Source organism: Pseudobdellovibrio exovorus JSS (genome assembly GCF_000348725.1).
Lineage (GTDB): Bacteria > Bdellovibrionota > Bdellovibrionia > Bdellovibrionales > Bdellovibrionaceae > Pseudobdellovibrio > Pseudobdellovibrio exovorus.
Window position 1 is genome coordinate 2,255,416 of the sequence record NC_020813.1, and the last position, 24,754, is coordinate 2,280,169.

At 43.4% G+C, this 24,754-nt stretch carries 21 protein-coding genes; 10 read left to right on the forward strand and 11 right to left on the reverse strand.

Going from position 1 to position 24,754, the window contains the following annotated elements; genetic code table 11:
* Nucleotides 1–9 precede the first annotated feature (9 nt).
* Nucleotides 10–729: a Stp1/IreP family PP2C-type Ser/Thr phosphatase gene (locus A11Q_RS11140; protein WP_235044608.1), complete on the reverse strand. Its 720-nt coding sequence runs from the start codon at nucleotides 727–729 to the stop codon at nucleotides 10–12.
* A 167-nt stretch (nucleotides 730–896) separates the two neighbouring features.
* Here A11Q_RS11140 and A11Q_RS11145 point away from each other — a divergent pair, with 167 nt between their 5' ends.
* From A11Q_RS11145 to A11Q_RS11155, 3 genes are all read left to right on the forward strand, one after another.
* Nucleotides 897–1,805: an energy transducer TonB family protein gene (locus A11Q_RS11145; RefSeq protein ID WP_015470921.1), complete on the forward strand. Its 909-nt coding sequence runs from the start codon at nucleotides 897–899 to the stop codon at nucleotides 1,803–1,805.
* A gap of 72 nt (nucleotides 1,806–1,877) precedes the next feature.
* On the forward strand, nucleotides 1,878–4,694 hold the full coding sequence (locus A11Q_RS11150; protein WP_015470922.1) for a pyruvate dehydrogenase E1 component: 2,817 nt from the start codon (nucleotides 1,878–1,880) through the stop codon (nucleotides 4,692–4,694).
* 2 nt (nucleotides 4,695–4,696) lie between these two features.
* Complete coding sequence (locus A11Q_RS11155; RefSeq protein WP_015470923.1) at nucleotides 4,697–5,437, forward strand: TMEM53 family protein; 741 nt, start codon at nucleotides 4,697–4,699, stop codon at nucleotides 5,435–5,437.
* Nucleotides 5,438–5,461: 24 nt separating this feature from the next.
* Here A11Q_RS11155 and A11Q_RS11160 read toward each other — a convergent pair whose 3' ends face one another.
* From A11Q_RS11160 to A11Q_RS11175, 4 genes are all read right to left on the reverse strand, one after another.
* Nucleotides 5,462–7,036, reverse strand: coding sequence for a hypothetical protein (locus A11Q_RS11160; protein WP_015470924.1), 1,575 nt, complete (start codon nucleotides 7,034–7,036; stop codon nucleotides 5,462–5,464).
* Nucleotides 7,037–7,237: 201 nt separating this feature from the next.
* On the reverse strand, nucleotides 7,238–8,104 hold the full coding sequence (locus A11Q_RS11165; protein WP_015470925.1) for a hypothetical protein: 867 nt from the start codon (nucleotides 8,102–8,104) through the stop codon (nucleotides 7,238–7,240).
* A gap of 55 nt (nucleotides 8,105–8,159) precedes the next feature.
* Nucleotides 8,160–9,008, reverse strand: a complete 849-nt coding sequence (locus A11Q_RS11170) for an SDR family oxidoreductase (RefSeq protein WP_015470926.1) — start codon at nucleotides 9,006–9,008, stop codon at nucleotides 8,160–8,162.
* Complete coding sequence (locus A11Q_RS11175) at nucleotides 8,990–9,646, reverse strand: O-methyltransferase (RefSeq protein WP_015470927.1); 657 nt, start codon at nucleotides 9,644–9,646, stop codon at nucleotides 8,990–8,992. The genes A11Q_RS11170 and A11Q_RS11175 overlap by 19 nt, the downstream gene beginning before the upstream one ends.
* Before the next feature lie 14 nt (nucleotides 9,647–9,660).
* On the opposite strand from A11Q_RS11175, the gene A11Q_RS11180 reads away from it, so the two are divergent.
* The 4 genes from A11Q_RS11180 (at nucleotide 9,661) to A11Q_RS11195 (ending at nucleotide 13,305) form a co-directional block, all read left to right on the forward strand.
* Nucleotides 9,661–10,323 carry an HAD family hydrolase gene (locus A11Q_RS11180; protein ID WP_015470928.1) on the forward strand — a complete coding sequence of 221 codons (663 nt, stop codon included), beginning with the start codon at nucleotides 9,661–9,663 and terminating at the stop codon, nucleotides 10,321–10,323.
* A gap of 92 nt (nucleotides 10,324–10,415) precedes the next feature.
* Nucleotides 10,416–11,420 carry an ABC transporter ATP-binding protein gene (locus A11Q_RS11185; protein WP_015470929.1) on the forward strand — a complete coding sequence of 335 codons (1,005 nt, stop codon included), beginning with the start codon at nucleotides 10,416–10,418 and terminating at the stop codon, nucleotides 11,418–11,420.
* Complete coding sequence (locus A11Q_RS11190) at nucleotides 11,417–12,385, forward strand: ABC transporter ATP-binding protein (protein ID WP_015470930.1); 969 nt, start codon at nucleotides 11,417–11,419, stop codon at nucleotides 12,383–12,385. The genes A11Q_RS11185 and A11Q_RS11190 overlap by 4 nt, the downstream gene beginning before the upstream one ends.
* A 95-nt stretch (nucleotides 12,386–12,480) precedes the next feature.
* Nucleotides 12,481–13,305, forward strand: coding sequence for a PilZ domain-containing protein (locus tag A11Q_RS11195; RefSeq protein WP_015470931.1), 825 nt, complete (start codon nucleotides 12,481–12,483; stop codon nucleotides 13,303–13,305).
* A 53-nt stretch (nucleotides 13,306–13,358) separates the two neighbouring features.
* On the opposite strand, the gene A11Q_RS11200 is transcribed toward A11Q_RS11195, so the two are convergent.
* On the reverse strand, nucleotides 13,359–13,856 hold the full coding sequence (locus A11Q_RS11200; RefSeq protein ID WP_015470932.1) for a response regulator: 498 nt from the start codon (nucleotides 13,854–13,856) through the stop codon (nucleotides 13,359–13,361).
* 7 nt (nucleotides 13,857–13,863) lie between these two features.
* Nucleotides 13,864–14,805 carry a thioredoxin-disulfide reductase gene (trxB, locus tag A11Q_RS11205; RefSeq protein ID WP_015470933.1) on the reverse strand — a complete coding sequence of 314 codons (942 nt, stop codon included), beginning with the start codon at nucleotides 14,803–14,805 and terminating at the stop codon, nucleotides 13,864–13,866.
* Between the two features lie 247 nt (nucleotides 14,806–15,052).
* On the opposite strand from trxB, the gene A11Q_RS11210 reads away from it, so the two are divergent.
* Nucleotides 15,053–15,331, forward strand: coding sequence for a 2Fe-2S iron-sulfur cluster-binding protein (locus A11Q_RS11210; RefSeq protein ID WP_015470934.1), 279 nt, complete (start codon nucleotides 15,053–15,055; stop codon nucleotides 15,329–15,331).
* A gap of 39 nt (nucleotides 15,332–15,370) precedes the next feature.
* Here A11Q_RS11210 and trmB read toward each other — a convergent pair whose 3' ends face one another.
* Together trmB and A11Q_RS11220 are read right to left on the reverse strand one after the other, a co-directional pair.
* Nucleotides 15,371–16,081 (reverse strand): tRNA (guanine(46)-N(7))-methyltransferase TrmB, encoded by a 711-nt coding sequence (gene trmB, locus A11Q_RS11215; protein WP_015470935.1) that lies wholly within the window; start codon nucleotides 16,079–16,081, stop codon nucleotides 15,371–15,373.
* A 53-nt stretch (nucleotides 16,082–16,134) separates the two neighbouring features.
* A complete protein-coding gene (locus A11Q_RS11220) occupies nucleotides 16,135–17,130 on the reverse strand; it encodes a GGDEF domain-containing response regulator (RefSeq protein WP_015470936.1) in 996 nt (331 codons plus the stop codon).
* 104 nt (nucleotides 17,131–17,234) lie between these two features.
* Between A11Q_RS11220 and leuS the strand changes: the two genes are divergently transcribed.
* Together leuS and speA are read left to right on the forward strand one after the other, a co-directional pair.
* Complete coding sequence (gene leuS / locus A11Q_RS11225; protein ID WP_015470937.1) at nucleotides 17,235–19,628, forward strand: leucine--tRNA ligase; 2,394 nt, start codon at nucleotides 17,235–17,237, stop codon at nucleotides 19,626–19,628.
* Nucleotides 19,629–19,726: 98 nt separating this feature from the next.
* Nucleotides 19,727–21,703: a biosynthetic arginine decarboxylase gene (gene speA, locus A11Q_RS11230; protein WP_015470938.1), complete on the forward strand. Its 1,977-nt coding sequence runs from the start codon at nucleotides 19,727–19,729 to the stop codon at nucleotides 21,701–21,703.
* Between the two features lie 984 nt (nucleotides 21,704–22,687).
* Here the strand turns inward: speA and A11Q_RS11245 are convergent.
* Nucleotides 22,688–23,713, reverse strand: coding sequence for an ABC transporter permease subunit (locus tag A11Q_RS11245; protein WP_015470940.1), 1,026 nt, complete (start codon nucleotides 23,711–23,713; stop codon nucleotides 22,688–22,690).
* Between the two features lie 13 nt (nucleotides 23,714–23,726).
* Nucleotides 23,727–24,737: an ABC transporter permease subunit gene (locus A11Q_RS11250; RefSeq protein WP_015470941.1), complete on the reverse strand. Its 1,011-nt coding sequence runs from the start codon at nucleotides 24,735–24,737 to the stop codon at nucleotides 23,727–23,729.
* Nucleotides 24,738–24,754: the final 17 nt, after the last annotated feature.

Sequence of the window (24,754 nt, forward strand, 5' to 3'; positions counted from 1 at the left end):
TCTCCTACACTACACATCATGAAAGTTCAACACCAACACTGTCACGTTATCATCACCACCGTGATCCAACGCTTTTTTGATCATAATAGGAACAACTTTATCAACAGGGTTGAGATTAAAAATACTGCAAAGTTCATTGTCCGGCACCATTCCACTGAGCCCATCCGAGCAAAACAGAAAAATGTCGCCACTGGAAATTTCACGCTCAATAACATCTGGAAAAACATCTCGTTCAAAACCCACACTGCGAGTAATGACATTTTTTCCGATCATTTTCTTCGCTTGCTCTTCAGTCATCATTCCGAGACGAACTTGTTCGTTGATTAAAGAATGATCTTCTGTCAACTGCCACAGGAAGGGTTTGCGATACAAATAGCAACGACTGTCACCCACATTGGCAATATAGATTTTGTTATCACGCACATAGGACATCACCATCGTGGTTCCCATGCCGTTTAATTTAGGTTCTTGTGTCGCCCGATCAAAAATGCGATGACTGGCTTCTTCGTAGGCCTGTGCTAAAACTTCACGCGGACGAAACTCTGCCGCTTTAGGATGATTAACAACTTCGCGAACAGTTTCAACAGCTAACGCTGAAGCCACTTCTCCACCGAAATGTCCACCGACGCCATCGGCAACAATGAAAACTCCTAAGCGATCATCAATCAGGTACGAATCCTGATTTCCTTCGCGCTTCAATCCCTTATCTGATGATCCCCAAGCTTGCATTCTCATAAAGATACATTTTGACTTTGTCAGAAGCCTTAGTCAAACCGACCCGCACTAGACCTCTGTCTAATTCTGCAAATGATCCCACCAAAGCTTCACCGAAGACTTCATTCACAGTGTCTAACCTCCGATAGTCGAGGAGGACTAAGAAGATGTCCTGAGGTATTATGCGCTCTAAACAACAGCACTTTCCCTTTTTCATTTTAGCTTCATTCGCAGTGCATGCTGGTATTTTAGTGGCTCTTGTATTCACTTCGTTTTCATCTCAGCCACAAGTTCAAAAAAGCGACGTTATTGAAATCAGTTTTGATGAAGTGACAACTCTTCCTGTCGCTACAGAAAAGAAAAAAATCAAACTGCCCGAGCCTAAACAAGTGGTGGAATCTGATGTCGCGAATGCCAACAACCAACTTTCAGAAAAATCACGTTTTTTAAGTGATCGCAGCAATACAGTAGTCAAAGAAACTCGCGCGGCCACTGGCACTCAGTTTAAAAACATTCAGGCACCAAATCGTGCCGCAACAGCTCCGACTCAGGCAAAAGCAGAAACACAAAAGGATGCAACAAAACGCACCGCTGAACAAAAGCTTTTTGGGGACAGTTTCAATGCCTATAAAGCTGTGTCGCAGCAACAGGACGTTCAACAGCAAAAAGCGGCTCAGCGCGCTTTGGCTTCGGTCGGTTCTACAACTAACGATAATTTAGAAGGTTTGTCTGATGACTTGATCACGCGATTGAATACGCGTGAATACAAATATGCAGGCTACTATCACCGCATCAAAGAACAGTTAAATAGCTGGTGGGTTCCTGGAGTGCAGGAAAAATTTACCAAAATGATGCAGCAGGGCCGTACGATTGCCTCCGAAGAAAATAAGGTCACAAAACTTATTATTGTTCTAAATCCGCAAGGAAACCTTGTAAACGTGCAGGTTTTAGCCGAATCCGGCGTCCGTGACCTCGATGACGCTGCCGTAGATGCCTTTCGCTCAGCCGCGCCGTTCCCAAATCCGCCCAAAGGAATGATCGATAGCGACGGAACCGTGAAAATAAGATGGGATTGCGTCGTCGAGAGCTAATAATCATTGAAAATTTCATTCCCCGAGACTAGAGTTTTCACTCTTGTAAAAACCATTGAAAAAGGAGATTTTGTGTCTACAAAAACCACCACTCCCCCTGCTCTAAAAGACGTCTCTCGTGAGACTTTGGATAGTATTGCTCGCCGCGCGCATTACCTTGCGACGCAAATGATTTTTCAAGCGAACAATCGCGATGACAAAGAAAAAGGCGATCCAAAAATCGGCGGTCACGTTGCCGCCTGCGCCAGTGCTCTTCACATCATGGGTGCGTTGCACTTGTTGGTAAAATCAGGTTTCGATCACATTGCCAATAAACCGCATGCCTCGCCTGTGGATCACTCTTACAATTATCTTTTGGATCTTTTATTAAATCCAGATTTATCAAAATACTCTCAAGCTGAAAAAGACACGGCGATGATGGGATTGCGTAAGTATTCTAAAAACGGCGAACCTGTTTTTCAATCTTATCACTCAGCTTACGATTCTGATCACCACAACTTCTTCCCATCGGGAACAGTGGGCATTCCACCAGTTAAAGCCGGTTACTTGGCCTTAGCTTATCGTTTTGCACGTGAACACAATTACAACGTACCGGAAGCTCACTTCTGGGCCCTAACCGGAGACTCTGAATTCCGTGAAGGTTCCATGTACGAAGCTGTGCCGGATTTCGCCGATCGTGAAATCGGCAACCTAACTTGGATTGTCGATTACAACCGTCAGTCGCTAGATGGCCACCGCATTATCAACGAACAACAAATGCAAGGTACAGATGCTGATCGTATCGAGCGCACGATGGCAGCGAACGGCTGGGAAGTGATTCAAGTTCGCCACGGTTCTAAACGTCAGGCTCTTTTCAAAAAAGCTGGTGGCGACACCTTCAAAAACTTCTTAGAAAAAGAATTAAAAGATTACGAATTACAAGCGCTTCTTCTTGTACAAGACATGAAAGCCCTGAAAAAAGGAATCGCCAAAGAATATCCAAATATGAAAAAATTCTTGGATAATGTCAGCGATCAAGAGCTTTATGAAGCTTTCCGTGATTTCGGCGGACACGACATGATCTTGTTAGCAGAAGCGATGTTGAAATCAAAACAATCCACTCGTAAGCCGACGATCATCATTGCCCACACACTTAAAGGTTGGGGCTTAAAAATGGCGGCAGCTCCGGGTAATCACTCGGCGCTACTAAGCGCTGAAGAGATGGAAGAACTTCGTCAGAAGCAAGGTCTAAAAGGCGAAACTCTTTTTGCAGGCTTCGATGCAAAGTCTAACGAAACACAGTTTTTAAAAACTCGTGGTGAAAAACTTTACACCGATATCAAAGCTCAAAATGATCTGAAAGCAAAGAATGAAAAATTATTCTTAAGCGAGATCGAAAAAATGGGATCTATTCCTGAAAAGCTGGATATCAACACGAAAATGGCCAGCTACCCTCATACACAGTGGATGTTAGGTCAGTTGACAGCGAAGTTGACTCGTATCGCGAATGCAGACAGCAGCAAATTAAACGATACAGAAAAACGCTGGAAATTACCGGGCGAGCTATTTATGACTATGGCTCCGGACGTGGGAACATCGACAAATCTAAATCCGGCAATGGATGGTAAGATCTTCGGTGCCCCAGTAGTACAAGACGTCGAAACAGAATTAGGCGTTAAAGATACAAAGTTACCGGATCTTATTCCTGGCGAAGAAGTTTCAGATCGTTTCTTACGTTTTGAAATCGCCGAAGGTAACGTGATGTCATGTGTAGGTGCTTTCGGGAAAATGCGCGATATTCTCGGTGTACCTATTATGCCGTTGATGACTGTTTATGACTTCTTTATCAAACGTGCCCTAGATCAGTACTTCTACAACTTATACTGGAAATCGAGCTTTATCTGCGTGGGAACTCCATCGGGTGTGACTCTGTCTCCGGAAGGGGCTCAGCACGGTTGGAAATCAGACTTCCAAATTCCGAATCAAATCACGTGGGAACCCTACTTCTGCGTCGAGGTTGACTGGATTCTGTCAGATACGTTCAAACGTCACTTGTTGAACGACAACACTGGCCGCCAAGGAACTCTATTGCGTCTAGTAACTCGCGGAGTTGAGCAAAAAGACCTCATGAAGTTTATGACTAAACAGGCTCGCTTTAAACAGGACTCTTCAGCTCGCCTACACCGCGCAGAGTTCCCAATTCAAGGTGCTGTAAATGAAGAAGAGATCGCAGCTTTATCAGAACAGGAAATTCTAACTGTTATGCGTGAAGAAGTGCTAAAAGGCGCTTACCGCTTGATCGACTACCGCGGTTACGCAGGTTATGAGCCAGGTGACAATGTGGTGAATATCTTCGCTATGGGCGCCATGGTTGGGGAAGCGATTAAAGCTTCTGAAAATCTTTTAGCCCGTGGTATCTACGCTAACGTCATCGCCGTGACATCTCCGGATCTACTGTGTGGTATCTTAGCGCATGAAAATGACTATCACTACCTACGCAATGAATTAGAAATCAATAGCAACTTATACCTGAACAAATCAGGTGATGTCGGTTCCGCTGATCTGATCACTGTATCTGGTCGCCGTGTACCTGTTGTCAGCGTCCACGATGGTGAAGCTGGTCTATTAGATAACTTGGGATCTATCGTCGGCGTACGTCACGAAAGCTGTGCAGTTCGCAAACACTCTAAATGTGGTCGTCCAAGTGAAATCTATCACTTCCACCACATTGACGAAGAGGCGATTGTTGAAGCGTGCGGAAAAGTATTGTCTGAATCTGCTTTAGAAAAAGTGATCATCAGCAAAAACTCTTCTGATGAACTCACTCAAGCGGCGGATGTACAGGCACAAGGAACGACTCCACATTGGACCGAACTTTGGCCAACTAAAAACCAAACACATAAACACTAAATATGATCTACCCTGACGAAGGCGAATTATTTAAAGCCCAACAAAGAAAATCAGACCATCTGGTTTTCTTTGTTCACTTCTTTCAGGGACATAAAAAAGCACTTAGACGTCATGTTGAGCTTGTTAACGAACTCGGCTATGACGCCTACGTCTTTAATTTAAAAGATGACTTAAAAGATCATTTCTTCGTTCCGTATTCTCATATTTCAAAGAAGTATGGCATGAAGCACGCTTTAGCGGACCAAATTGAAGAGCATTTAAATTTACTTCCAGAATATAAAACAAAAATTATGTTTGCGTTTTCAAACGTTGCTGGAGCGGCTATCGAAGCCATGGCTCGACGTCAAAGTCATGATATGGTGGCACTGGTGTGCGATAGCGGGCCGGGAATCGCAGTACTGAAATCATCATTTCAACTGCTTGAGCATCAAATGAAGGTGACATTCTTACCATTAAAGTTGGCTCTGACTCCGGCTGTCTGGTTGAACTGGAGTCCTTCTCGTCACCTTGATATCCCGAAAGATCTTGAAACATTCCCAAAAGGGTTTCCGATCCTGAGTATTCGCGGCTGGAAAGATCCGATGATTTCCCCACAGGACATAGATCAAATCTTTGAACCTGCTTATCAGTTAAATTGGCGCAAGTTAGCTTTACCAGAAGCTGGCCATCTGAATGGATTAAAAGATTTCCCTCACGAGTATCGCGAGGGCCTAGTCGACTTTTTACAAAGCCTACCTCAGTAGGCCGATCTCACTTATTTAATAGAACTATTGATTGATATAGGCCGCAAGAGCCATCAAAACTTTTTCGCGCGGATATGGATTCAAACGTCCATCTCGCATAGCGTTCACTGAGCGTAAAGCCGCACCCCAGTGATGCGTTTGCATAACACCTAAGGCTTCAATATTTAGCCCCGCATTCTTAGAATTCAATTGCGTAATAAGTCCCGGTAAGAAAAGACTTTGATGAACAGCCACTTGCGAGTCATTCATCGCTACACCACTGACTTGTTCGTAAGTGCGCTTATTACCCAAAAGACTCTTATCATCTAATGAATCATTGTAACCGTTTTGCGAGTTAAAAATAATTTTTTCAAATTCGTTCTTGTCAGGATCCACCATAGAAGCGGTTAAGGCCATATAACGAATGCCTCTTGGCAATGTATTGTTCTGCCACCATGTCTGCATGCTCTGCGACTTTAATCCATCCACAGCATACAGAACCTCTTGGATCAAGGATTTGAAGCGATCGACGTGCCCGTTAAAGTCCATGAGCGACTTTAATCCTAGCTCTGTACCAATTTTTGCAATTAAGGCGGCTGCGGTTTTAAAGTCTCCTGAGCGCGCCGTTGTCAGCATCTCTTCATGGTTAAGCTCTTGTGAACCACCCATAAGAGTATTTAAAAACTCCCCAAAGGCCTCGGCATTCTGTCTTCGTTTATCCATGCGATCAAGCAATGAATTACTGTACTGCAAAGAGCCCATTAGCTTTTTAGCTGCTACCAATAATCGACCACTTTCACTGGTTTCATCTTCTGTTACATCTGCCAAGGCCGAACCCATAATAACTCCGGCATAGGCCACAACATTTTTCACGCTTCTTAAATAGCTTAAGTTTTCACGCTGAGCTTGCACCACCATCTCGAGTGCCAACTGCGTCCCGCGTGAATATCCTAATAGAACAAGATTTTGATCGCCCGTTAACTCATAATACTTTTGTAGACGACGATTAAAAATGGCCGCTTTATCTGGATTCTTACCCACAGACTCTAAAGAACCAAACGGAGTCTTCAAAATGATAATTTTATAAATAGTATTTCCCTGAGCATCTTCAACACTAGCCGCGTTGATCAGCTCAGAAAGAGGATAACGTTCATCCGCATAAGCACTTAGATTAAATCGAACATCGTTCGCGCGTGAACGATCGGCTAACTGCTGCCACTCATGTTTATAGTTAGACTCACGTTCGAAAATTTCTTCAAATGCACGGCCATTGATAAACTCACCTAGGACACCAGGAACAACCACGAATGTCAGAGGCGCTTTCTTCGCCATATCAATAATTTTCTGATCGCCTAAGTAAGGATGCCTTTGTGTGGCGGCAATCGCTTCACGTGTCACCTGTTGACGGCTCATAATCTGACGAGCTTCTTCTAATGTGCGAGCCTGATTCAAGGCGTCCAGCGCAGGAACTTCCGTTATAATATGGGGCTGATTGGATGTCAGAGACCTTAAAATTTCAATATAAGAAAGAGGCTGGGCTTCCGCTCGAACAACTGACCCTAAAACCACTGATCCCAATAGACCTGCCGTGACAGCAAAATGACGGGCTCTATTCCACATACGTACTCCTGACATTATCCCAATAAGATTAAATTCAGAATGTCCGTAGCATTTTGCGTTCCAAAGAAACTTTTAGCTCATAAGGGATTTAAGGCTTAGGCGGTGGGGAGGGGGTGTTAGGGAATTCGACAGATTCAAATAAACCCTGTAAATCCTTCAGAACTGGCCCCCTTTACTGTTGATAACAAAAATCTAATCTCTCTAAGGGGTCAATATCCGATTATGATAATCAATATAGATATCCAGTTGATCCCTTAACCGATCCAGTCTCTTCGTTGTACACCACGTCTTCCTAACCAACCGCCCCAGCCCATCTCGAATCATCGCGGCACTATGATTTAGCGCAAATAAAGGATCTAAGCCCCCAGCTTTCAACTCTCCTTGGCCAACCACACAGCCCTTTCTTCCTTTAAACTGCTCATGCGTAGAATCAGGAAAATATTTCTTTAGAGCATCTCGATACAATGGATACTCATCCGATTTAAAATGAGCTTTCTTATCTACAAATTTCTGATTTCTAGCAAACAACGTCTCCCATCCACTGCGGCGATAGTCTTTTCGTTTTCCATACTTTTTGCGAGATATTTCTGCGAGTCGCCCATTCGCGGCTATGGCAGACACTTCAAAATCTAAAATCTTTCTACTTTTTTCTTCAACCAAAATACTAATCGCTACAGGTTTACACTTCGTATGCTCAAACGTAATCATGTCATCGAATTGAACTTTCTGAGCTTTTACTTTTTGATACTTCTTCAAGTAACGGAAGCGTGAAAGACGATGTTTATGCCCTAGAAAAATAACTTTTCTAGCTACAGTCTTGCGATTGATATTTAAAAATACCGAGATACGTCTTTGTGAAACTTTTCCGATTAGATACTGCTGTATAAGAGGGTTGAGCCTTCTTTTCTTCTGAGCAAAGCACAGGCTGTTAGTTGCTGTTGAAAATGTTCGGAGGCACGCTGGGCATTTCCAGCGCTGAATATATTTACTATCCGATTTACGGAAGAAGAATCCTGTTTTGACGGCTTTTGAATCACAGCTACATGTTTTGGCTTTATTTGCTCTCATGCAGAGGGGGTAAAGCAAAGTTCTAGCCTATTATTTCTGATATCTGATCAACAGCTTAAGGGACCAGTTTAAGCATTTTGGCTGTTAATGTGTCCATCCAACTCACCGGAATCAACTTCGTCAGATAGTAATTTCTAATCTTCCGCGGCACTGGCGAATACCGAAGCTTCGGAGTTTCAGAACTGAGTGCATGTAAAATATCGCGGCTGACATCCGAAGGGTGTAAGCCATTTTGTTCTTCGTTACGTGCCATCTGGATAAAAAGCTGGAACGACTCATCGTATTCAGTCTCTTGATAGCGCTGACGTATCGAATGAAATCCTTTATCCCAAATAGGTGTCTTAATCGATCCCGGAGCCACCACGATCACTTTTGTTTTGAATAGCATCAATTCACGACGGAGCCCCTCTGAAAAGCCCTCCACTGCAAATTTGCTTGCAGAATAGATCGACAGAAATGGCATGGCCCCTTCACCAGAAACAGAGCTGATATTGATAATACGTCCCTCGTGTTTACTGTTAGGTACGGCCCCCAATAACGGCAACAGTACTTGTGTGATGCGCATCAGACCCAAGACATTAACTTGAAACGTCTGCTGCACTTCTGTGAAGTTCATATACTTAAACGGTCCCGCATTGGCCACACCTGCATTGTTTACCAGACCATCCAATTGCGTGATATTAAAACGCTTTTTCAAAACCTGAGGTAACTCAGCTATGGCCGCTTCGTCTGTCACGTCCATTTTGACGATGTGAATTTTTTTGTTATAAAGCTGATTCAGGCGATCTTCATCCACGTCTTTTCTGACTGTGGCTACGACATTATAGCCTTCTGTAAAAAGAGCTCTGACTGTTTCTAGTCCAATTCCACTACTGGCACCTGTAACTAAGACAGTTTTTTGCATACTAACATTCCTTCCTCGGTCGGGATGATAACAGAACTCAATGACTTATTTTGGAAAGCCATACGATTCATCTGATTTAAAACAGAGATTTGCTTTTCACTGAACTTCTGTGCGCTCATGTCGCCCCATACAGAACCCGCCAGAAACACGTTATCTGCAATGATAACACCGCCGACTTTTGTGTTTTTCAACGCCCATTCAAAGTAGTTCAAATAGGCCGCTTTGTTGCCATCAATAAAAACGGCATCAAATGGCCCCTCAGCGGAAAGACCTTCTAAAGCTTTTTGCGCATCATCTACAACGATCTGACAACGGCCCGCTTTTATTTCTGTATCTAGTACATCCTCGGCAAGCTCTGCGTGTTGAGGTGATTTTTCTATGGTCCACAACTTACCATCTTGCGGTAGCGCTTCCAAAATATACGAGGCTGACAAACCGGTTAGCGTTCCGATTTCTACGACTTTTTTGGCAGATACACTTTGCAACTGAAACTGAATCAAACGTGCTTCCACCACAGACAGTGAAATGGCATCTAAACCAATTTGCTGCGAATGATTGCGGGCTTTTTCTTTTGTTTTATCTTCAGGCTCTGATAAGCTTTCGATGTAACTGTATCGGTCCGATTTAACTTTTCTCATACACGGATTAGCTTATGACGAACAAAAAAAATTTACCACTGTTGATTTTCGATCTGGATGGCACTTTGATTGATTCTGCGGCTGACATTCACATCGCCTTAAACTTAGTTCTAAAAAAATATAATCGTGCACAGGTTTCACTTCCCACTTTGATCACTCATATCGGCGATGGTTTAATTAAACTGGTAAATGATTTCTTTCCAGAATTTGAATTGGACTCTCCAGAATTAGAAAATCTTGTAAATGAATTTTTAGATCTTTATCGCGATGACTATCTAACAAATCACACCTCATTGTATCCTGGTGTCTATGAGTTTCTGAGTACCTACGAAGGCCCAAAAGCTCTGGTGACGAATAAAAATATTCACCCCACTCGTCGTATTTTTGAGCACTTCAAACTCGATCAGCTCCCATGGATTGATATCATTGGTGGAGATTCTTTACCCGAACGCAAGCCCTCAGCTTTACCTCTGCTGACAGTGATGCAGAAAATTGGCTATGCGCCTGAAAATACGTGGATGATTGGCGATGGACGCCCTGATATGAAATCAGCCATTGCTGCCGGCTGCAAAAAAGCAGCAGTTCATTACGGCTACTCACGTGAGGACGAACTGGCGCCATATAAGCCGGACTTGATTTTGCAGACCTTTCTAGACGTAAAAAAATTACTCGGCTGATGTGTAAAACATAAGTAAAAGGTGAATATTATTGGCCTTTTTACGTGATTTTGTCTTGCTGAATCCATCACCAGCCAGTAGGATGCCCCGTTATGACAGACACTCTTTTAGAAGTTAAAAATTTACGCACAAAGTATACAACTGAAGATGGTGTGATTTATCCAGTAGACGATGTCAGTTTTCGTGTTAAAAAAGGACAGACTCTAGGAATCGTGGGTGAATCTGGTTGCGGGAAATCGCAAACTGCATTGTCGATCATGCGCCTGATTCAAAAACCTGGTTTAATTGAATCTGGTGATATCTCTTTTAAAGGCGATAGTTTGCTGAAAAAAAGCGATTCTCAAATGCGCCAAATTCTTGGAAACCAAATGGCGATGATTTTCCAAGAGCCGATGACATCTTTAAATCCTGTTTTCACTGTTGGAAACCAAGTTGAAGAAAGCATTCGTCTTCACAAAAAAGATTTAACTAAAGAACAAGTCAAAGAGCGTGCAATTGAAATGTTACGCCTTGTTGGTATTCCGGCTCCAGAAAAGCGCTACGAAGAATACCCACACCAATTATCAGGTGGTATGCGCCAACGTGTGATGATCGCCATGGCAATGAGCTGTAATCCACAGTTATTGATCGCGGATGAGCCAACAACTGCTTTGGACGTAACTATCCAAGCACAGATCTTAGATTTAATGCGTAAGGTTCAAAAAGAATTCGAAGCCGGCATGATCTTGATCACGCATGACTTAGGCGTTGTGGCAGAAATGTGCCAAGACGTTCTTGTGATGTATGCAGGAAAAGTTGTGGAGTATGGAACTGTAGAAGATATTTTCTATCGTCCTCGTCATCCATACACTAAAGGTCTATTGAACTCTATTCCGCACTTCGAAACAGGGTCACGTCTGAAGTCACTTCAAACTATCCCTGGCTTAGTACCAAGTTTATATAACTTACCAAAGGGTTGTCGCTTCCAAGAGCGCTGCGCTTTTGTTTCTGATGTTTGTCGTCAGAAAGAACCTCTACTAGAAAATCTACGCGCTTCACACCGCGTGGCTTGCTTTAACTCTGACTCAACTTCGACAACAACTGCGAGGACTTTATGAGCGAAGTTTTATTACGTGCCGAAAATGTTGTAAAAAAATTCCCTATTTACGGCGGACTTTTCTCTCGTGAAGTGGCTGCGGTTAAAGCCGTGCAAAATGTCTCTTTCGAAATTAAAAAAGGGGAAACCTTAGGCCTTGTGGGTGAATCTGGCTGTGGAAAGTCAACGCTAGGTCGTTGCTTGATCCGCTTGATCGAGCCAACAGAAGGCAAAGTCTACTTCAAAGGACAAGATATTACACAAGCTGATAGCAATGCTTTACGTGAGTTACGTAAAAAAATGCAAATCATCTTCCAAGATCCCTACGCCTCTTTGAATCCACGTATGACTATTGGGGCTATTCTTGAAGAGCCACTTTTAATTCATAATCTTTTCGATTCGGCTAAAGACCGCGCTGATCGCATTCGTGAACTCATCACGCTTGTTGGTTTACGCCCAGAACATCTTAATCGCTATCCACATGAGTTTTCTGGTGGACAAAGACAGCGTGTGGGTATTGCCCGCGCCTTAGCGGTAAACCCAGAGCTTATTATCTGTGACGAACCTGTATCTGCCTTGGACGTTTCAATCCAAGCACAGGTCATCAACTTGTTGATGGAGTTACAACAGAAGCTGGGTCTAACTTATGTATTTATCGCCCATGATCTAAAAGTTGTAGAGCACGTTTCCCATCGCGTAGCAGTTATGTACTTAGGTAAAATCGTCGAAATGGCCGAATCAGACGAACTGTATCGCAATCCACAACATCCTTATACAAAAGCGTTGTTGTCAGCGATTCCGATTCCAGATCCAAAACCACGTGCTGAACGCATCATCTTAACTGGTGATGTTCCCTCGCCTTTGAATCCTCCGCCAGGCTGTCACTTTAACCCTCGTTGCCCTATCGCTTCAGAGGAGTGTACGAAAATCACGCCTGAGTTACGCGAGATCACTGGCGGGCACTACGCACGCTGTATCAAAGTCTAGTTATTTCACTTCTGTTTAGTCCAGATCTGGCTTCTACGGCCGATCTGGACAGATTTCGACTTCATAAATCCCCCTGTTGCTCCGAATAGTTTTTCATGTCGAGTAAAGTCTATTGGGTTTTCTATGATTCACTTTCAAAGTTTCAATCTAATCCTGTTTCTACGGAAGAAGCCCAAATCATGATTTTTAAAATGCGCCCTCCGCAAATGGCGCGTTTTTACGTTTGGACAACAGGGTGGCAAAGTTGGCAGCCCCTACGCTCGTATCTTGAGAGCGATCAGAAAAATTTTGTTTCTACATTTACAGTTCCGGTTCCTGCTTTACCCGGTGAAGACACGATTAAAGCCACTGTAAAAGAAGTTTTAGAAAACACTCAGACAAAAACGAATTTTAAAATTTCAAAAGATGATACGAAATCATTTTCAAGTATTCGCTTAGATGAAGAAACTGTTAGCCGTATCGTCCGCCAAGAAAGTGCAGACAAGCACAGCACTTTCAATGGTGAAGAGATCACATGGTCGAATATTCAAAAACCTGACTTAGACTTTTCAAATCTGCAACAAAACAAACAGATGTCACGCCGTGAACCACGTCATGAGTTAAAAATTGAAGTTCTATTGATCTCTTCTAAAGGAAAAACTTTCCGCAGTCGCTCGAAGAATATTTCTCTTTCTGGAAGCCTGTTGGAAGATACGATCCCATTTGACTACTACGATATTGCTTTCGATGTAATTGTGATCAACAACCACACGGCAGATCCTTCAAAATCCCGCGTAAAAATGCAGGCACGCACTGTGGGTGATGGCTTAACACAAAGAATTCACTATCAAAATCCAACTGAACAACAAAAGAAGTCTTTGCAATCACTCTTAGAAGACTATCTAGAAGTACAAAAAAGAAGTCTGTCGAAAACCGGCTAAGCCGAACTCTGACAGACTCAAAAGTATTTAATCAATTATTCTAAAAAGTATTCTTATTTAGGTTGAGACAACAAGTCCGCAACAACCTGTTTTAACTTTTCGATATCAAAAGGTTTTTTGATATAATCAGCGGCTCCCACTTCACGAGCACGCGCAAAGTCTTCTGGCTCAGCCTGAGCTGACAAGAATACCAATGGTAATTTTCGTAAGTCTGGATGTTGTTTCATCATTTCTGCTAGCTCAAAACCATTGATCCAAGGAAGACCGATATCCATTAGAATCAAATGAACATCGCGCTCTTCATCCAAAATAGCTGTGAGTTCAGCAGAATCTGCGGCTAACAAAGTTGTATACCCTTCCGCCTCTAAAATTCTTTTCAATGATAGACGCTGAGTTTCGTCATCCTCGATAACAAGAATATGCTGAGGGTTCATTTTTTTATGAGCATCACGAAATTGATCTAAGCTCACAACGGGCTGTTCTGACATTCGTTGCTTAGTCAATTTTTCAATTTTACTGATCAAATCACTGGTAATAAATTTTTTCGCCATAAAAAGATTAATGCCCTTCGTTTGCTTCTAACCAACGCTCGCTATCAATCGAAGCCATACAGCCTGATCCCGCAGCGGTAATCGCCTGACGATAGATCGGGTCTTGTACGTCTCCGGCAGCAAAAACACCATCCACATTCGTGTATGTCGAACCTGCTTTTGTTACAAGATAACCCGCTTCGTTCATATCAAGGATACCTTCAAATAATTTCGTATTCGGTCTGTGTCCAATGGCAATGAAAAGACCTTGCAATTTCTTTTCATTAACTTCATTTGTGCGTGTGTCACGCATCTTAACTGCGTTAATAGATTTTCCGTCGCCTAAAACCTCTTCCACAACTGAATGCTCAATGAATTCAATTTTTGGATTCTTCTTAGCACGATCTAACATAATTTTAGATGCACGGAAGTTATCAGAACGATGAATGATATAAACTTTACTCGCAAAACGAGTCAGGAAATTAGCTTCTTCCATCGCCGTATCACCACCACCCACAACGCCAACTTCCATATTACGGAAGAAAGCACCATCACAGGTCGCACAAGCAGAAACTCCACGGCTCATGTACTGCTTTTCACTTGGTAAACCTAAAAGCTTCGCACTCGCACCCGTTGAAATAATCACAGTTTTCGCTTCGTAAAGATCATTGCCCACGTAAACCTTAAAAGGACGTGAACTGAAATCCACTTTTGTCACGTTACGTGTGATAAAACGTGTTCCAAATCTTTCTGCCTGCTTACGCATAACCGAGATCAAATCCGGTCCTGTAATTCCATGTTCAAAACCTGGGTAGTTTTCAACTTCTGTTGTGATCATCAACTGACCGCCAGCCTCTTCACCTTCGATCATCAAAGGTTCTAAATTAGCCCGGGCTGAATATACAGCTGAAGTTAAACCAGCAGGGCCAGAGCCAATAATAATGACGTTTTCGATTTTTTTATCTGACATAAACAACCACCCATTGATTAGGAATTATACTTATTTGCGGCTCTGTTTAATATAGTCGATAAGTCTTTTTGCCACAACATCGGGGTTTTCGGCTCTATCATTTAATCGAGGCTCGCTATGAGACAACAAGAGGCCATCTGCATATATCATAGGCTAAAAATAGCACCTCTAGCCTGAGCATCTGTATAGGCCGCCCAAAAGGATGAACTTTTCCCCACACGGAATTTAGACTATCCTGAATACAGAAATGCCAAAAGTAATCATTCCGCAGAAAAATATGACCCTTGATGTTGAAGTCGGCAGCAACCTGATGCAGGTGCTTCTACAGGCAGGACTTCCTGTGGCCTCTTCCTGCGATGGCGATGGTATCTGCAGCATGTGCCGCATGAAAATCAGCGGAGATGTCAACCCACCAGAGCTCTATGAAATGGACAGCTTAAAACGCAATAAGTGCGAAGAGGGCGATCGCCTGAGCTGCCAAATCTCCATCACCCAAGACATCACAGTGCACACCAAATATTGGTAATGCCCTGTTATAATTTTCCTGAACTTCAATGTCAGATACTTATTTGATTAAGCGGATGTAATTGATTTCAATTCCCTGCTTGACGAAAATCTTTTCAAAGCTTGTTTGAAAATTTTCTTCGAAGTACTTTCCACCCTCGCCGTATAAGTTCAAAGTTTGAAATTCTACCTTGTAAGGAGTTTCTTTGATTTCATCCAAAGCCCATAGGAAGTATTCGCGAGAATCTGTTTTAAACTCTAAGAAGCTACCTTCACGCTGCATATCGTAGAGCCATTTAAGGATCACACGATTCACCACGCGATTGCGCGGTTTGCGTGGAGTCACCCACGGATCAGGAAAGTGAATGTAGATATTATTCACTTCATTTTTTGCAAACAACTTATCAATATTAAACGCGTGATAACGGCAAATCGCTGAATTGCGTAGCCCCAGAGCCTGCGCACGGCGAATGGATTGGATCAATGGTTTATATTTCAATTCAAGACCCACCAAAAATCGCTCAGGATACTTATTCGCATGATGAGCAAAGTGCATACCTGCGCCTGTTCCGATTTCCACATCGAGGGCGCGATCTTCAGTCGTATGAAAGATTTCGGATCTCCATTTACCTTGATTGAGCGGGGCGCGTTCTTCATTAAAAGCATGAAGACGATATTCATTATCAAGTGCCAAGGTGTAGGCATTTTGTCGTGGTAACAAGCGAGTCAAATTAATGCGAGGGCGTTTAACAGTGTCTTCCATATTTTCCATACTTAACTTAAGGCTTTTAACGATATCTAAAGGGTGGATATGCCACTAAATGACTAAGCTGTCTTTCTTTTTTTATCAAAAATGTTCATCACCGCAGACTTTTCTAAGCGACGTTGATTATCTGTTTGCTCGCTGTACGCCACAACACGATTACGGCCTTGGCGTTTAGCTTCGTACAAAGCCGCATCGGCATGGCGAACCAGCTCTTTTGCCGAGATACTTTCACCAGATTTGGTGCTGGCAAAACCAATCGACAGCGTCAGTTGAATCGAGTCAGCCCCTTGCTGAAACGTGGTTTGTTCGATGCGTTTACGTAGACGTTCACAAAATAGTTCGACTCCGGCTAATGGTGTCTCTGATAGCACGATCAAGAATTCGTCTCCGCCGTAGCGGGCTGGAATATCCACAGAACGGGTTGAGCTTTTAATAATTTTTCCCACTTCTGAAAGCACGTAACTACCAAACAAATGGTCATGTCCGTCATTCACCGTTTTAAAATAATCCATGTCGATCATCACCACTGTTACAGGGCGATCGAAGCGCTTTCCGCGCTCCATTTCAAATTCTAGCTTTTGAAAAATCGAGCGCATATTGAAAAGACCTGTTAAATCATCAATCTCAACTAGCTCTTGCAGCTTTTGATTGGCTTCTTGCAATAGCTCTTTCGCATCCAAGACACGAAGCTGAGCACGCACGCGCGCTAAAAACTCTAAAGGAGCAAATGGCGAAAGAATATAATCTCCTGCCCCCATATCGAGGCATTGGGCAATGCGTTCCGTCGAATTATTAGCTGAAACAACGATCAACGAGGTGTTCTCTAAGTGACCTTGCAATGAGTTCAAATACTCTAAGCCATCCCCTGCAGCAAAATCAGGGTCCACAATAATCATCTGCGGCTTCCAGTAGTTCAGAAATTCACTGGCCTCTTTCAGCGAGGTCAAACCGCGCACGTCATAGCCTTCCCACTTCAGGGGCTCAAGGAGCAACTGCAATGTCTCCGGATCTTCGTCGAGAACCAGAATCGGCCTATGGCGCGGATCTTTTTTCATCACTCTACTTATCGGAAAATAGAGGAAAAAATAAAGATCAGTGTAAAAGATTTTTACACTTCTGGGTTTGATTTAAACCCCCTCTCCCATTAAGATGGCGTCTTATGAAACACACTGAAATTGAATCAAAATGGCAAAAAGTCTGGGCTGACAAACAGGCCTATAAATCCGAGAACAACTCTACTCGACCAAAATACTATGCACTGGATATGTTCCCTTATCCATCAGGTTCGGGCTTGCACATGGGGCACATCGCTTCTTACACGCCGACCGATATTATTTCACGCTACAAACGCACCAAGGGTTTCAATGTTTTACATCCTATGGGCTACGACGCTTTCGGTTTGCCTGCTGAGCAATACGCCATTCAAACTGGTGTACACCCTGCGATCACCACGGAAAAATCAATCGCCAGCTTCCGCGCGACATTACAACGCTATGGTTTCAGCTTTGATTGGTCCCGCGAAATTTCTACCTGTGAACCTGATTATTACAAATGGACTCAATTTATTTTTCTGAAGCTTTTTGAAAAAGGTTTAGCTTATCAAAAAGAAGTTCCAGTGAACTGGTGTCCAGCTTTGAAAACTGTTTTAGCCAACGACGAAGTCATTGACGGAAAATCAGAGCGCGGTGGCCACCCTGTTATCCGCGTTCCGATGAAACAGTGGATGCTGAAAATCACTGACTATGCAGAACGCCTGTTACAGGATCTGGACAAAATCGATTGGCCTGAGCGCACGAAAGAGGCGCAACGCAACTGGATCGGCAAATCTGAAGGGGCCACTGTTCGCTTCAACATTAAAAACTTCCCTGAAGATTCATTCGAGATTTTCACCACTCGTCCCGACACGATTTTTGGTGTCAGCTTTATGGTATTAGCACCTGAGCACCCACTCGTAAAAAAAATCTGCACACCCGATCAAAGTTCACGTGTCAGCGACTATATCGCCAGCACAGCTGGAAAATCGGAAGTGGATCGCAAAGCCAACACAGAAAAAACAGGCGTGTTCACTGGAGCCTACGCGCTAAATCCTGTGAGCCAAAAAGAAATCCCGATCTGGATTGCCGACTACGTGATGATGGATTACGGCAGCGGCGCGATCATGGCTGTTCCTGGGCATGATGAACGTGATTTTGAATTCGCTCAGAAGTTCGATCTTCCTGTGGTCCGCGTTTTAGAGTCAGAAACTGATTTACCATTCACTGGTGAAGGCAAATTGTGCAACTCAGACTTCCTGAATGGTCTAACGAAGACAGATGCCATCCAAAAGATGTTCACATTCTTAGAAGAAAAAAATCTAGGTAAAAAACAAATTCAGTATAAGTTGCGTGACTGGCTTTTCAGCCGTCAGCGCTACTGGGGTGAGCCGTTCCCGATTCTGCAAACTCAAGATGGAAAACTACAAGCTGTTCCTGAAAATGAACTGCCTGTGCTCCTACCTGAAGTGGCGAACTACGAGCCTTCAGATTCAGGTGAAGCTCCTCTTGCCAACAATAAGGAATGGGTCAATTACTCGGCGGATTTAAAACGTGAAACCGACACCATGCCTGGCGCTGCCGGTTCCTCATGGTATTTCTTACGTTACACAGATCCTCGTAACAGTTCCGCTCCGTTTTCAACAGAGGCGGCACAGTACTGGATGCCTGTGGATCTTTATGTCGGTGGAGCCGAACACACAGTAGGACATTTGTTGTATTCGCGCTTTTGGACAAAGGTGCTTTTCGATGTGGGATTGTCTCCGGTAGATGAACCCTTCCAGAAGCTGGCTCACCAAGGGATGATCTTAGGCCCTGACGGAGAAAAAATGTCGAAGTCCCGCGGGAACGTAATTCCTGCTGACGAAGTGGCGAAAGATTCCGGTGTAGATGCTTTACGCTGCTACATTTGCTTCTTAGGCCCAATGGACAAAGACAAACCTTGGAACTCAAGCGGTATTGACGGAGTCAAACGCTTCCTCGATCGCTTGACCCGTTTAGCAATTAACGAAACTACGGGTGAAAGCATCGCCACCGACAGTGAGCTTCCTGCCGAGGTCGAGAAGTTATTACACAAAACTATCAAAAAAGTTTCAGAGGACATTGAAGCCATGAGCTTCAACACGTGCATCAGCCAAATGATGATTCTAGTAAATGAACTCTACAAACACGATTGTAAATCTAAAAAAGTTTTACTGCCGCTGGCTCAATTACTTCAGCCGTTTGCACCTCACACAGCCGAAGAGCTGTGGAGCAAACTTGGCGGAGACGGCCTTGTCGTAACAGCCGCATGGCCTCAATTCAAACCTGAGCTGTGCACTGACGACACGGTGACTTTAGGTGTTCAAGTTAATGGCAAAATGCGGGGAACAATCGAAATCTCTGTCACTGCGGACGAGGCCGAAGCGGTCGCCGCCGCAATGAAAGTGGCGACAGTGACTTCTGCTTTGGCTCAACAAACTCCAACTAAGGTGATCTACAAAGCTGGGAAAATTCTGAACCTCATTGCTCCAGCAAAATAGACCAAAGGATACTGCCAGCAAAACCGCTTGCAACCCCCCTCATTAGACTGTAAACGAATATCATAAATAAAATGTTACAGTTTTCTGGGGGAGGGCCCATGAGTTTATCTAACAACACATCGACTCATCTATCAAAAGTACCAACTCACGCTTTTGCAAAACTCCCTGAAGCTGAATGGACAGTTGAAAACAGTTCTCAACTTTATGGAATCAACAACTGGGGCAATGGTTACTTCCGTATCAATAAAGATGGAAATGTGGCGGTCACCCCAAAAGGAGAAAAAGGTCCTTCTGTTGACCTTTACGAACTGACTCAAGAATTACAAGATCGCGGTATTCGCATTCCGATCATGATTCGTTTTCCTGACATTATTCGTGAACGCGTTCACTTACTTCATGCCTGCTTCCAAAAAGCGATTGCAGACCACAGCTACAAAGGTTCGTATCGTGGCGTTTATCCCATCAAGGTGAATCAACAACGCCATCTTGTACAGGAACTTGTAAAATTCGGCAAAGAAGTTCACTTGGGCCTTGAATGTGGTTCTAAACCAGAGCTTTTAGTTGTCCTTTCTTTGATGAACACTCCAGACGGCGTGATTATCTGTAACGGCTTCAAAGATGCGGAGTACATCGAGACTGCTTTATTAGCAAAAAAGATCGGCCGCGAAATCATCATCGTCGTTGATCGTAAAGACGAGCTTAAACTGATCACAGACGCGGCAAAAAAACTGAGCATCAAACCTAAAATCGGCTTCCGTGCAAAATTAAACACGCAAGGTGCTGGTAAATGGGTAGACTCAGCAGGTGCCCGTTCAAAATTCGGGTTAACAGCTGTGGAAATCGTGGAAGGTGTCGAGTTCCTGAAGAAACAAGACATGTTAGACTGTCTTGAATTACTTCACTACCACATCGGTTCACAGGTTCCTTCTATCCAAAGTATCAAGTCCTCACTAAAAGAAGCGGCTCGTTTCTATACAGAGCTACACTCTTTAGGTGCAAAACTAAAATACATCGATGTTGGTGGCGGTTTAGGCGTCGACTACGATGGAACAGGTTGGTCTGATTCGTCGATCAATTACTCTGAGCAAGAGTACGCCAACGACGTGGTTTCAACTCTACAAACTCTTTGCGATGAAAAAGGTGTTCCACACCCAAATATCGTAACTGAATCTGGTCGCGCTCTTGTCGCTCACCACTCGGTTTTGATTTTTAATGTGATGGGCGTGAACAATCTTTTCAAACAAGATCCTCCGGCTCCGGCAACAAAGCAAGATCCTGCGATCATGCAAGAGCTTCAGTACATCTATGAAAAATTGACTCCTGAAAATATCAACGAGTGCTTCAACGACTTGATGCAATCGAAATCTGAAACTCTGAACTTATTCACTTACGGCGTGTTGAACTTAACTCAACGTGCATGGTGTGAAAGTATGTTCTTTGCGATTGCAACGAAAATGCTTTCAACAGCTCAGAAGACTCCAGACTGTGAAGACATCGTGGCCTCACTACGTGAAACACTTTGTGACACTTATTTCTGTAATTTCTCGGTCTTCCAATCTGTTCCAGATTCATGGGCCGTGGGACAGTTATTCCCAGTCATGCCAATTCACAATCTGAAAAATGAACCATGCCACGAAGCCACTTTAGCCGATCTGACATGTGACTCTGATGGAAAAATCGAAAAATTCATCGACTCAGAATCAGGCGAAGTGAAAAAGACTTTACGCGTTCACCCCTTCAAAGAAGGCGATGCCCCTTACTACCTAGGTGTCTTCTTAACAGGTGCTTACCAAGAAATCTTAGGCGACTTACACAACCTATTCGGTGACACCGATGCCGTTCACATTTCACTACGCGACTCTGGTTATACAGTAGATCACTACGTTCCAGGTGACACAGTAACGGAAGTTTTAACTTACGTTCAGTACGGCCGCGCCGAAATGGTCGACAGTGTCCGCCAATTCACAGAAGAAAGTATTGCCAATGGCAATCTGACGAAGCAAGAGGCGAAGGCGTTGATTAAGCATTATGAAGAGGGGTTGTCGGGGTATACGTATTTGGAAGAAATGGAATAATTTCTAAACTGGCCCCTAAAAATGTTGTTAGAGTGGAAGCAAACTACGACTTTAACAACACAAAATTATGATACCAAGTATACAAAGCCATGTGCCACTCAAGACACATGGCTTTTTTCGTTGTATTCCATGTCCGCCTAAAYAAACGATTCACATTAGCYCTYAACATCGCTGCCGTATGATTKAGYGCATACAAAGGATCAAAKCCTCCCGCCTTCAAYTCACCTTGYCCCACCACACAGCCTCTTCTTCCCTTATATGTTAAATGCTCKCCCTCKGGRAAATATCTGAGKAYATCMGAAGCATAATGTGGGTTYTGATCTGACTTAATCACCACACTCTTSAGTCACTAYYRGCTTTAACTGATKAAATARCTCCTGMCGCATCTTCTTTCTTTGATCTARMCGYYTWCCATATTTYTCWAAWGCTCTYTTYGCTAAAGSWCCCTTAGCTGGCATCTCAGCTATCCGAAAACCTAAGATAAACCTTGTTTTATCCTCTACAGCCAAGCTGATCGATAGAGGTTTAAACTTTGTGGATTCAAAGGTTTCCATATCATCGAATACGATCGTATCGATTGGTTTGTTTGGAATGTGGCTATTTTGCCTTAGATTCCACAAAGCCCACTGTCCAAGGAACATGAACTTACGAACGATGGTCTTTCTATTGGTTTTTAGAAGCCTTGCCATTCTTCTTTGAGAAACTCCACTTACAAGGTGTTCAAATACTGGAAAGTTCAGATGAGGTTTCTTTTGATACTTACAGGGATGGTAAGTGTTATCTGAGAAGTTCTTATTACAGATAAGGCATTTATACCTTTGAATCCATGTTTGATCATGTTGACGGAGATATTTCCCTGCAAGAATAAATCGTAAAGGACGAGGTTCGGATGGGGTTTGATTGGAGTTTAATTTAAAACATCGTGGACACTGCATGGCCTCAAATAGCGCAACTTTGAGGCCAAATGCATCTTAAGGGGCCAGTTTACAGGGCTTTAGAGTCAAACGCATCCCTCACCGCCAACCCAATATTAATCAACAACGTCAACGTCAATACCAACGCTCCTGCCGGATACCACACCAACCACTCGGCGGATGTAATATACTTCTGAGCTTGATCTAACAACTCACCCCAACTTGGCGTCGGAGCCTGCAATCCCAAACCTAAGTAGTCCAAGAAAGCCAGTGTTGAAATATTCGCAGCAATATCAAACGGAGAGAACGTCACGATCGGAGTTAAAGCATTCGGTAAAATATGACCGAAGATGATCTTGCGATCGGAAGCTCCTAGCGCGCGGGCCGCTTCAACGTATTCACGCTTACGCAATTGTAAAAACTGACCACGCATATACAAAGCGATCTTTGTCCAATCAAATAACGACAACAATATAATCAGGACAAATAAGTTCGGAGTGAAGATCGAAATGATCGTGATCAAAATCAGCGTGACCGGCATGGTCTGAATGATTTCAACCAAGCGCATACCGAATAAGTCAAACTTACCACCGAAGTAACCTGTTACAGAACCGATCACAACACCAAGTAAATACGCGGCCATCCACGCACCTACCGCAAAGACTAACGAATAGCGAAGACCATATAAGAGACGTGTTAAAACATCACGGCCACGATCATCTGTCCCCATCAAGTTATAACGAGTTGGAGGCGATGGATATGTGTCCACAATAGAATTACTTTCGTAGGCATCCCACTGCACTAGGGGCCATGCCGCCCAGTCACCTTCACCAAACTCTAACGATCTGTAATCCATGACGAAGATGTCGTCACGATTAAATGCGGTTGGGTGATATGTAAAAATAATCGGAGCATATATTTTGCCCTGATACTTCATCACGATAGGTTTGCTATTCGCCCAGAACTCAGCGGTTAAGCTTAAGAAAACAAGTGCCAGCAACATCCAAGAGCACACAACCGCTAGACGATTGCGTTTAAAACGACGATATCGTTTAAGGGTCAGTTCGTTTTTAATTCGTTTTTCAATAAATCCCACAAACTCCCCCTCTCTATTTAAAGTCAATTCTTGGATCTACCAAGACGTAGATGATGTCGCTGATAATATTTCCGGCTAGTAATAATAATGCAGAAATAAATGTGATCCCCATGATCACATTGTAATCGCGCGATAAAATTGAGTTGTAACTCAATAGACCGATACCATCTAAGTTAAAGATTCTTTCGATGATCAAGGAGCCCGCTAAGAAAACACGTAAGAAACCACCAAGACCTGTCGCTACAGGAATCAAAGCATTTCTAAGAGCGTGTTTGAAATAAACGACATTGTCAGCTAACCCCTTCGAGCGCGCTGTACGGATGTAGTCTGATTTGGTCACATCTAACATCGAACTGCGCACTAACATAGTCAGCTCAGTGAAGTTACCCAACATGTAACATGTTAATGGTAAGATAAAGTGATGAATACGATCTGTAAATTTACCCCATGTGCTCAAAGTGTCGTAATCGTCAGAGTAAAGATTTCCAATAGGGAATAAGTCAAAATGCGATCCGCCCGCGAACCAAACGATCAAAAGAATACCCGAAACTAACACAGGAACTGAATAGAGTCCGTAGAGCACGATACCACTGATATGATCAAAGCGACTTCCCACATTGATCGCTTTTTTAACCCCCAGCGGAATACACACAAGGTAAGTTAAAAATAAAGAGGCCAAACCGAAAGATAAGGAAACTGGAAACTTCTGTGTGATCACATCGATCACAGGCTCTTGATAGGTGAAGCTTTCACCAAAATCTAAGCGTGAAATATTCTTTAACCAAATCCAGTAACGCTCGTATACTGGCTTATCAAAACCATATTGCTTAGATAAATTATCTAAAATCTCTTGAGAAATAACGACACTACTTCCCCCATCACCACCACCGCCCATGCGGATCTGTTGCAATTTCTGCTCGATCGGTCCACCTGGAGCTGCATTGATAATAAGGAAAGTCAGTAAAGTGATCCCCAGAAAAGTGGGGATCGCCAACAAAAGACGTCTTAGGATATAAACTAACATTTAGACTACAACCTCAG

Coding starts and splice junctions, on each gene's coding strand:
- A11Q_RS11140 (WP_235044608.1), bottom strand. CDS start 729: ATGCAAGCTTGGGGATCATCAGATAAGGGATTGAAGCGCGAAGGAAAT.
- A11Q_RS11145 (WP_015470921.1), top strand. CDS start 897: ATGCGCTCTAAACAACAGCACTTTCCCTTTTTCATTTTAGCTTCATTC.
- A11Q_RS11155 (WP_015470923.1), top strand. CDS start 4,697: ATGATCTACCCTGACGAAGGCGAATTATTTAAAGCCCAACAAAGAAAA.
- A11Q_RS11160 (WP_015470924.1), bottom strand. CDS start 7,036: ATGTGGAATAGAGCCCGTCATTTTGCTGTCACGGCAGGTCTATTGGGA.
- A11Q_RS11165 (WP_015470925.1), bottom strand. CDS start 8,104: ATGAGAGCAAATAAAGCCAAAACATGTAGCTGTGATTCAAAAGCCGTC.
- A11Q_RS11170 (WP_015470926.1), bottom strand. CDS start 9,008: ATGCAAAAAACTGTCTTAGTTACAGGTGCCAGTAGTGGAATTGGACTA.
- A11Q_RS11175 (WP_015470927.1), bottom strand. CDS start 9,646: ATGAGAAAAGTTAAATCGGACCGATACAGTTACATCGAAAGCTTATCA.
- A11Q_RS11180 (WP_015470928.1), top strand. CDS start 9,661: ATGACGAACAAAAAAAATTTACCACTGTTGATTTTCGATCTGGATGGC.
- A11Q_RS11185 (WP_015470929.1), top strand. CDS start 10,416: ATGACAGACACTCTTTTAGAAGTTAAAAATTTACGCACAAAGTATACA.
- A11Q_RS11190 (WP_015470930.1), top strand. CDS start 11,417: ATGAGCGAAGTTTTATTACGTGCCGAAAATGTTGTAAAAAAATTCCCT.
- A11Q_RS11195 (WP_015470931.1), top strand. CDS start 12,481: ATGTCGAGTAAAGTCTATTGGGTTTTCTATGATTCACTTTCAAAGTTT.
- A11Q_RS11200 (WP_015470932.1), bottom strand. CDS start 13,856: ATGGCGAAAAAATTTATTACCAGTGATTTGATCAGTAAAATTGAAAAA.
- trxB (WP_015470933.1), bottom strand. CDS start 14,805: ATGTCAGATAAAAAAATCGAAAACGTCATTATTATTGGCTCTGGCCCT.
- A11Q_RS11210 (WP_015470934.1), top strand. CDS start 15,053: ATGCCAAAAGTAATCATTCCGCAGAAAAATATGACCCTTGATGTTGAA.
- trmB (WP_015470935.1), bottom strand. CDS start 16,081: ATGGAAAATATGGAAGACACTGTTAAACGCCCTCGCATTAATTTGACT.
- A11Q_RS11220 (WP_015470936.1), bottom strand. CDS start 17,130: ATGAAAAAAGATCCGCGCCATAGGCCGATTCTGGTTCTCGACGAAGAT.
- leuS (WP_015470937.1), top strand. CDS start 17,235: ATGAAACACACTGAAATTGAATCAAAATGGCAAAAAGTCTGGGCTGAC.
- speA (WP_015470938.1), top strand. CDS start 19,727: ATGAGTTTATCTAACAACACATCGACTCATCTATCAAAAGTACCAACT.
- A11Q_RS11250 (WP_015470941.1), bottom strand. CDS start 24,737: ATGTTAGTTTATATCCTAAGACGTCTTTTGTTGGCGATCCCCACTTTT.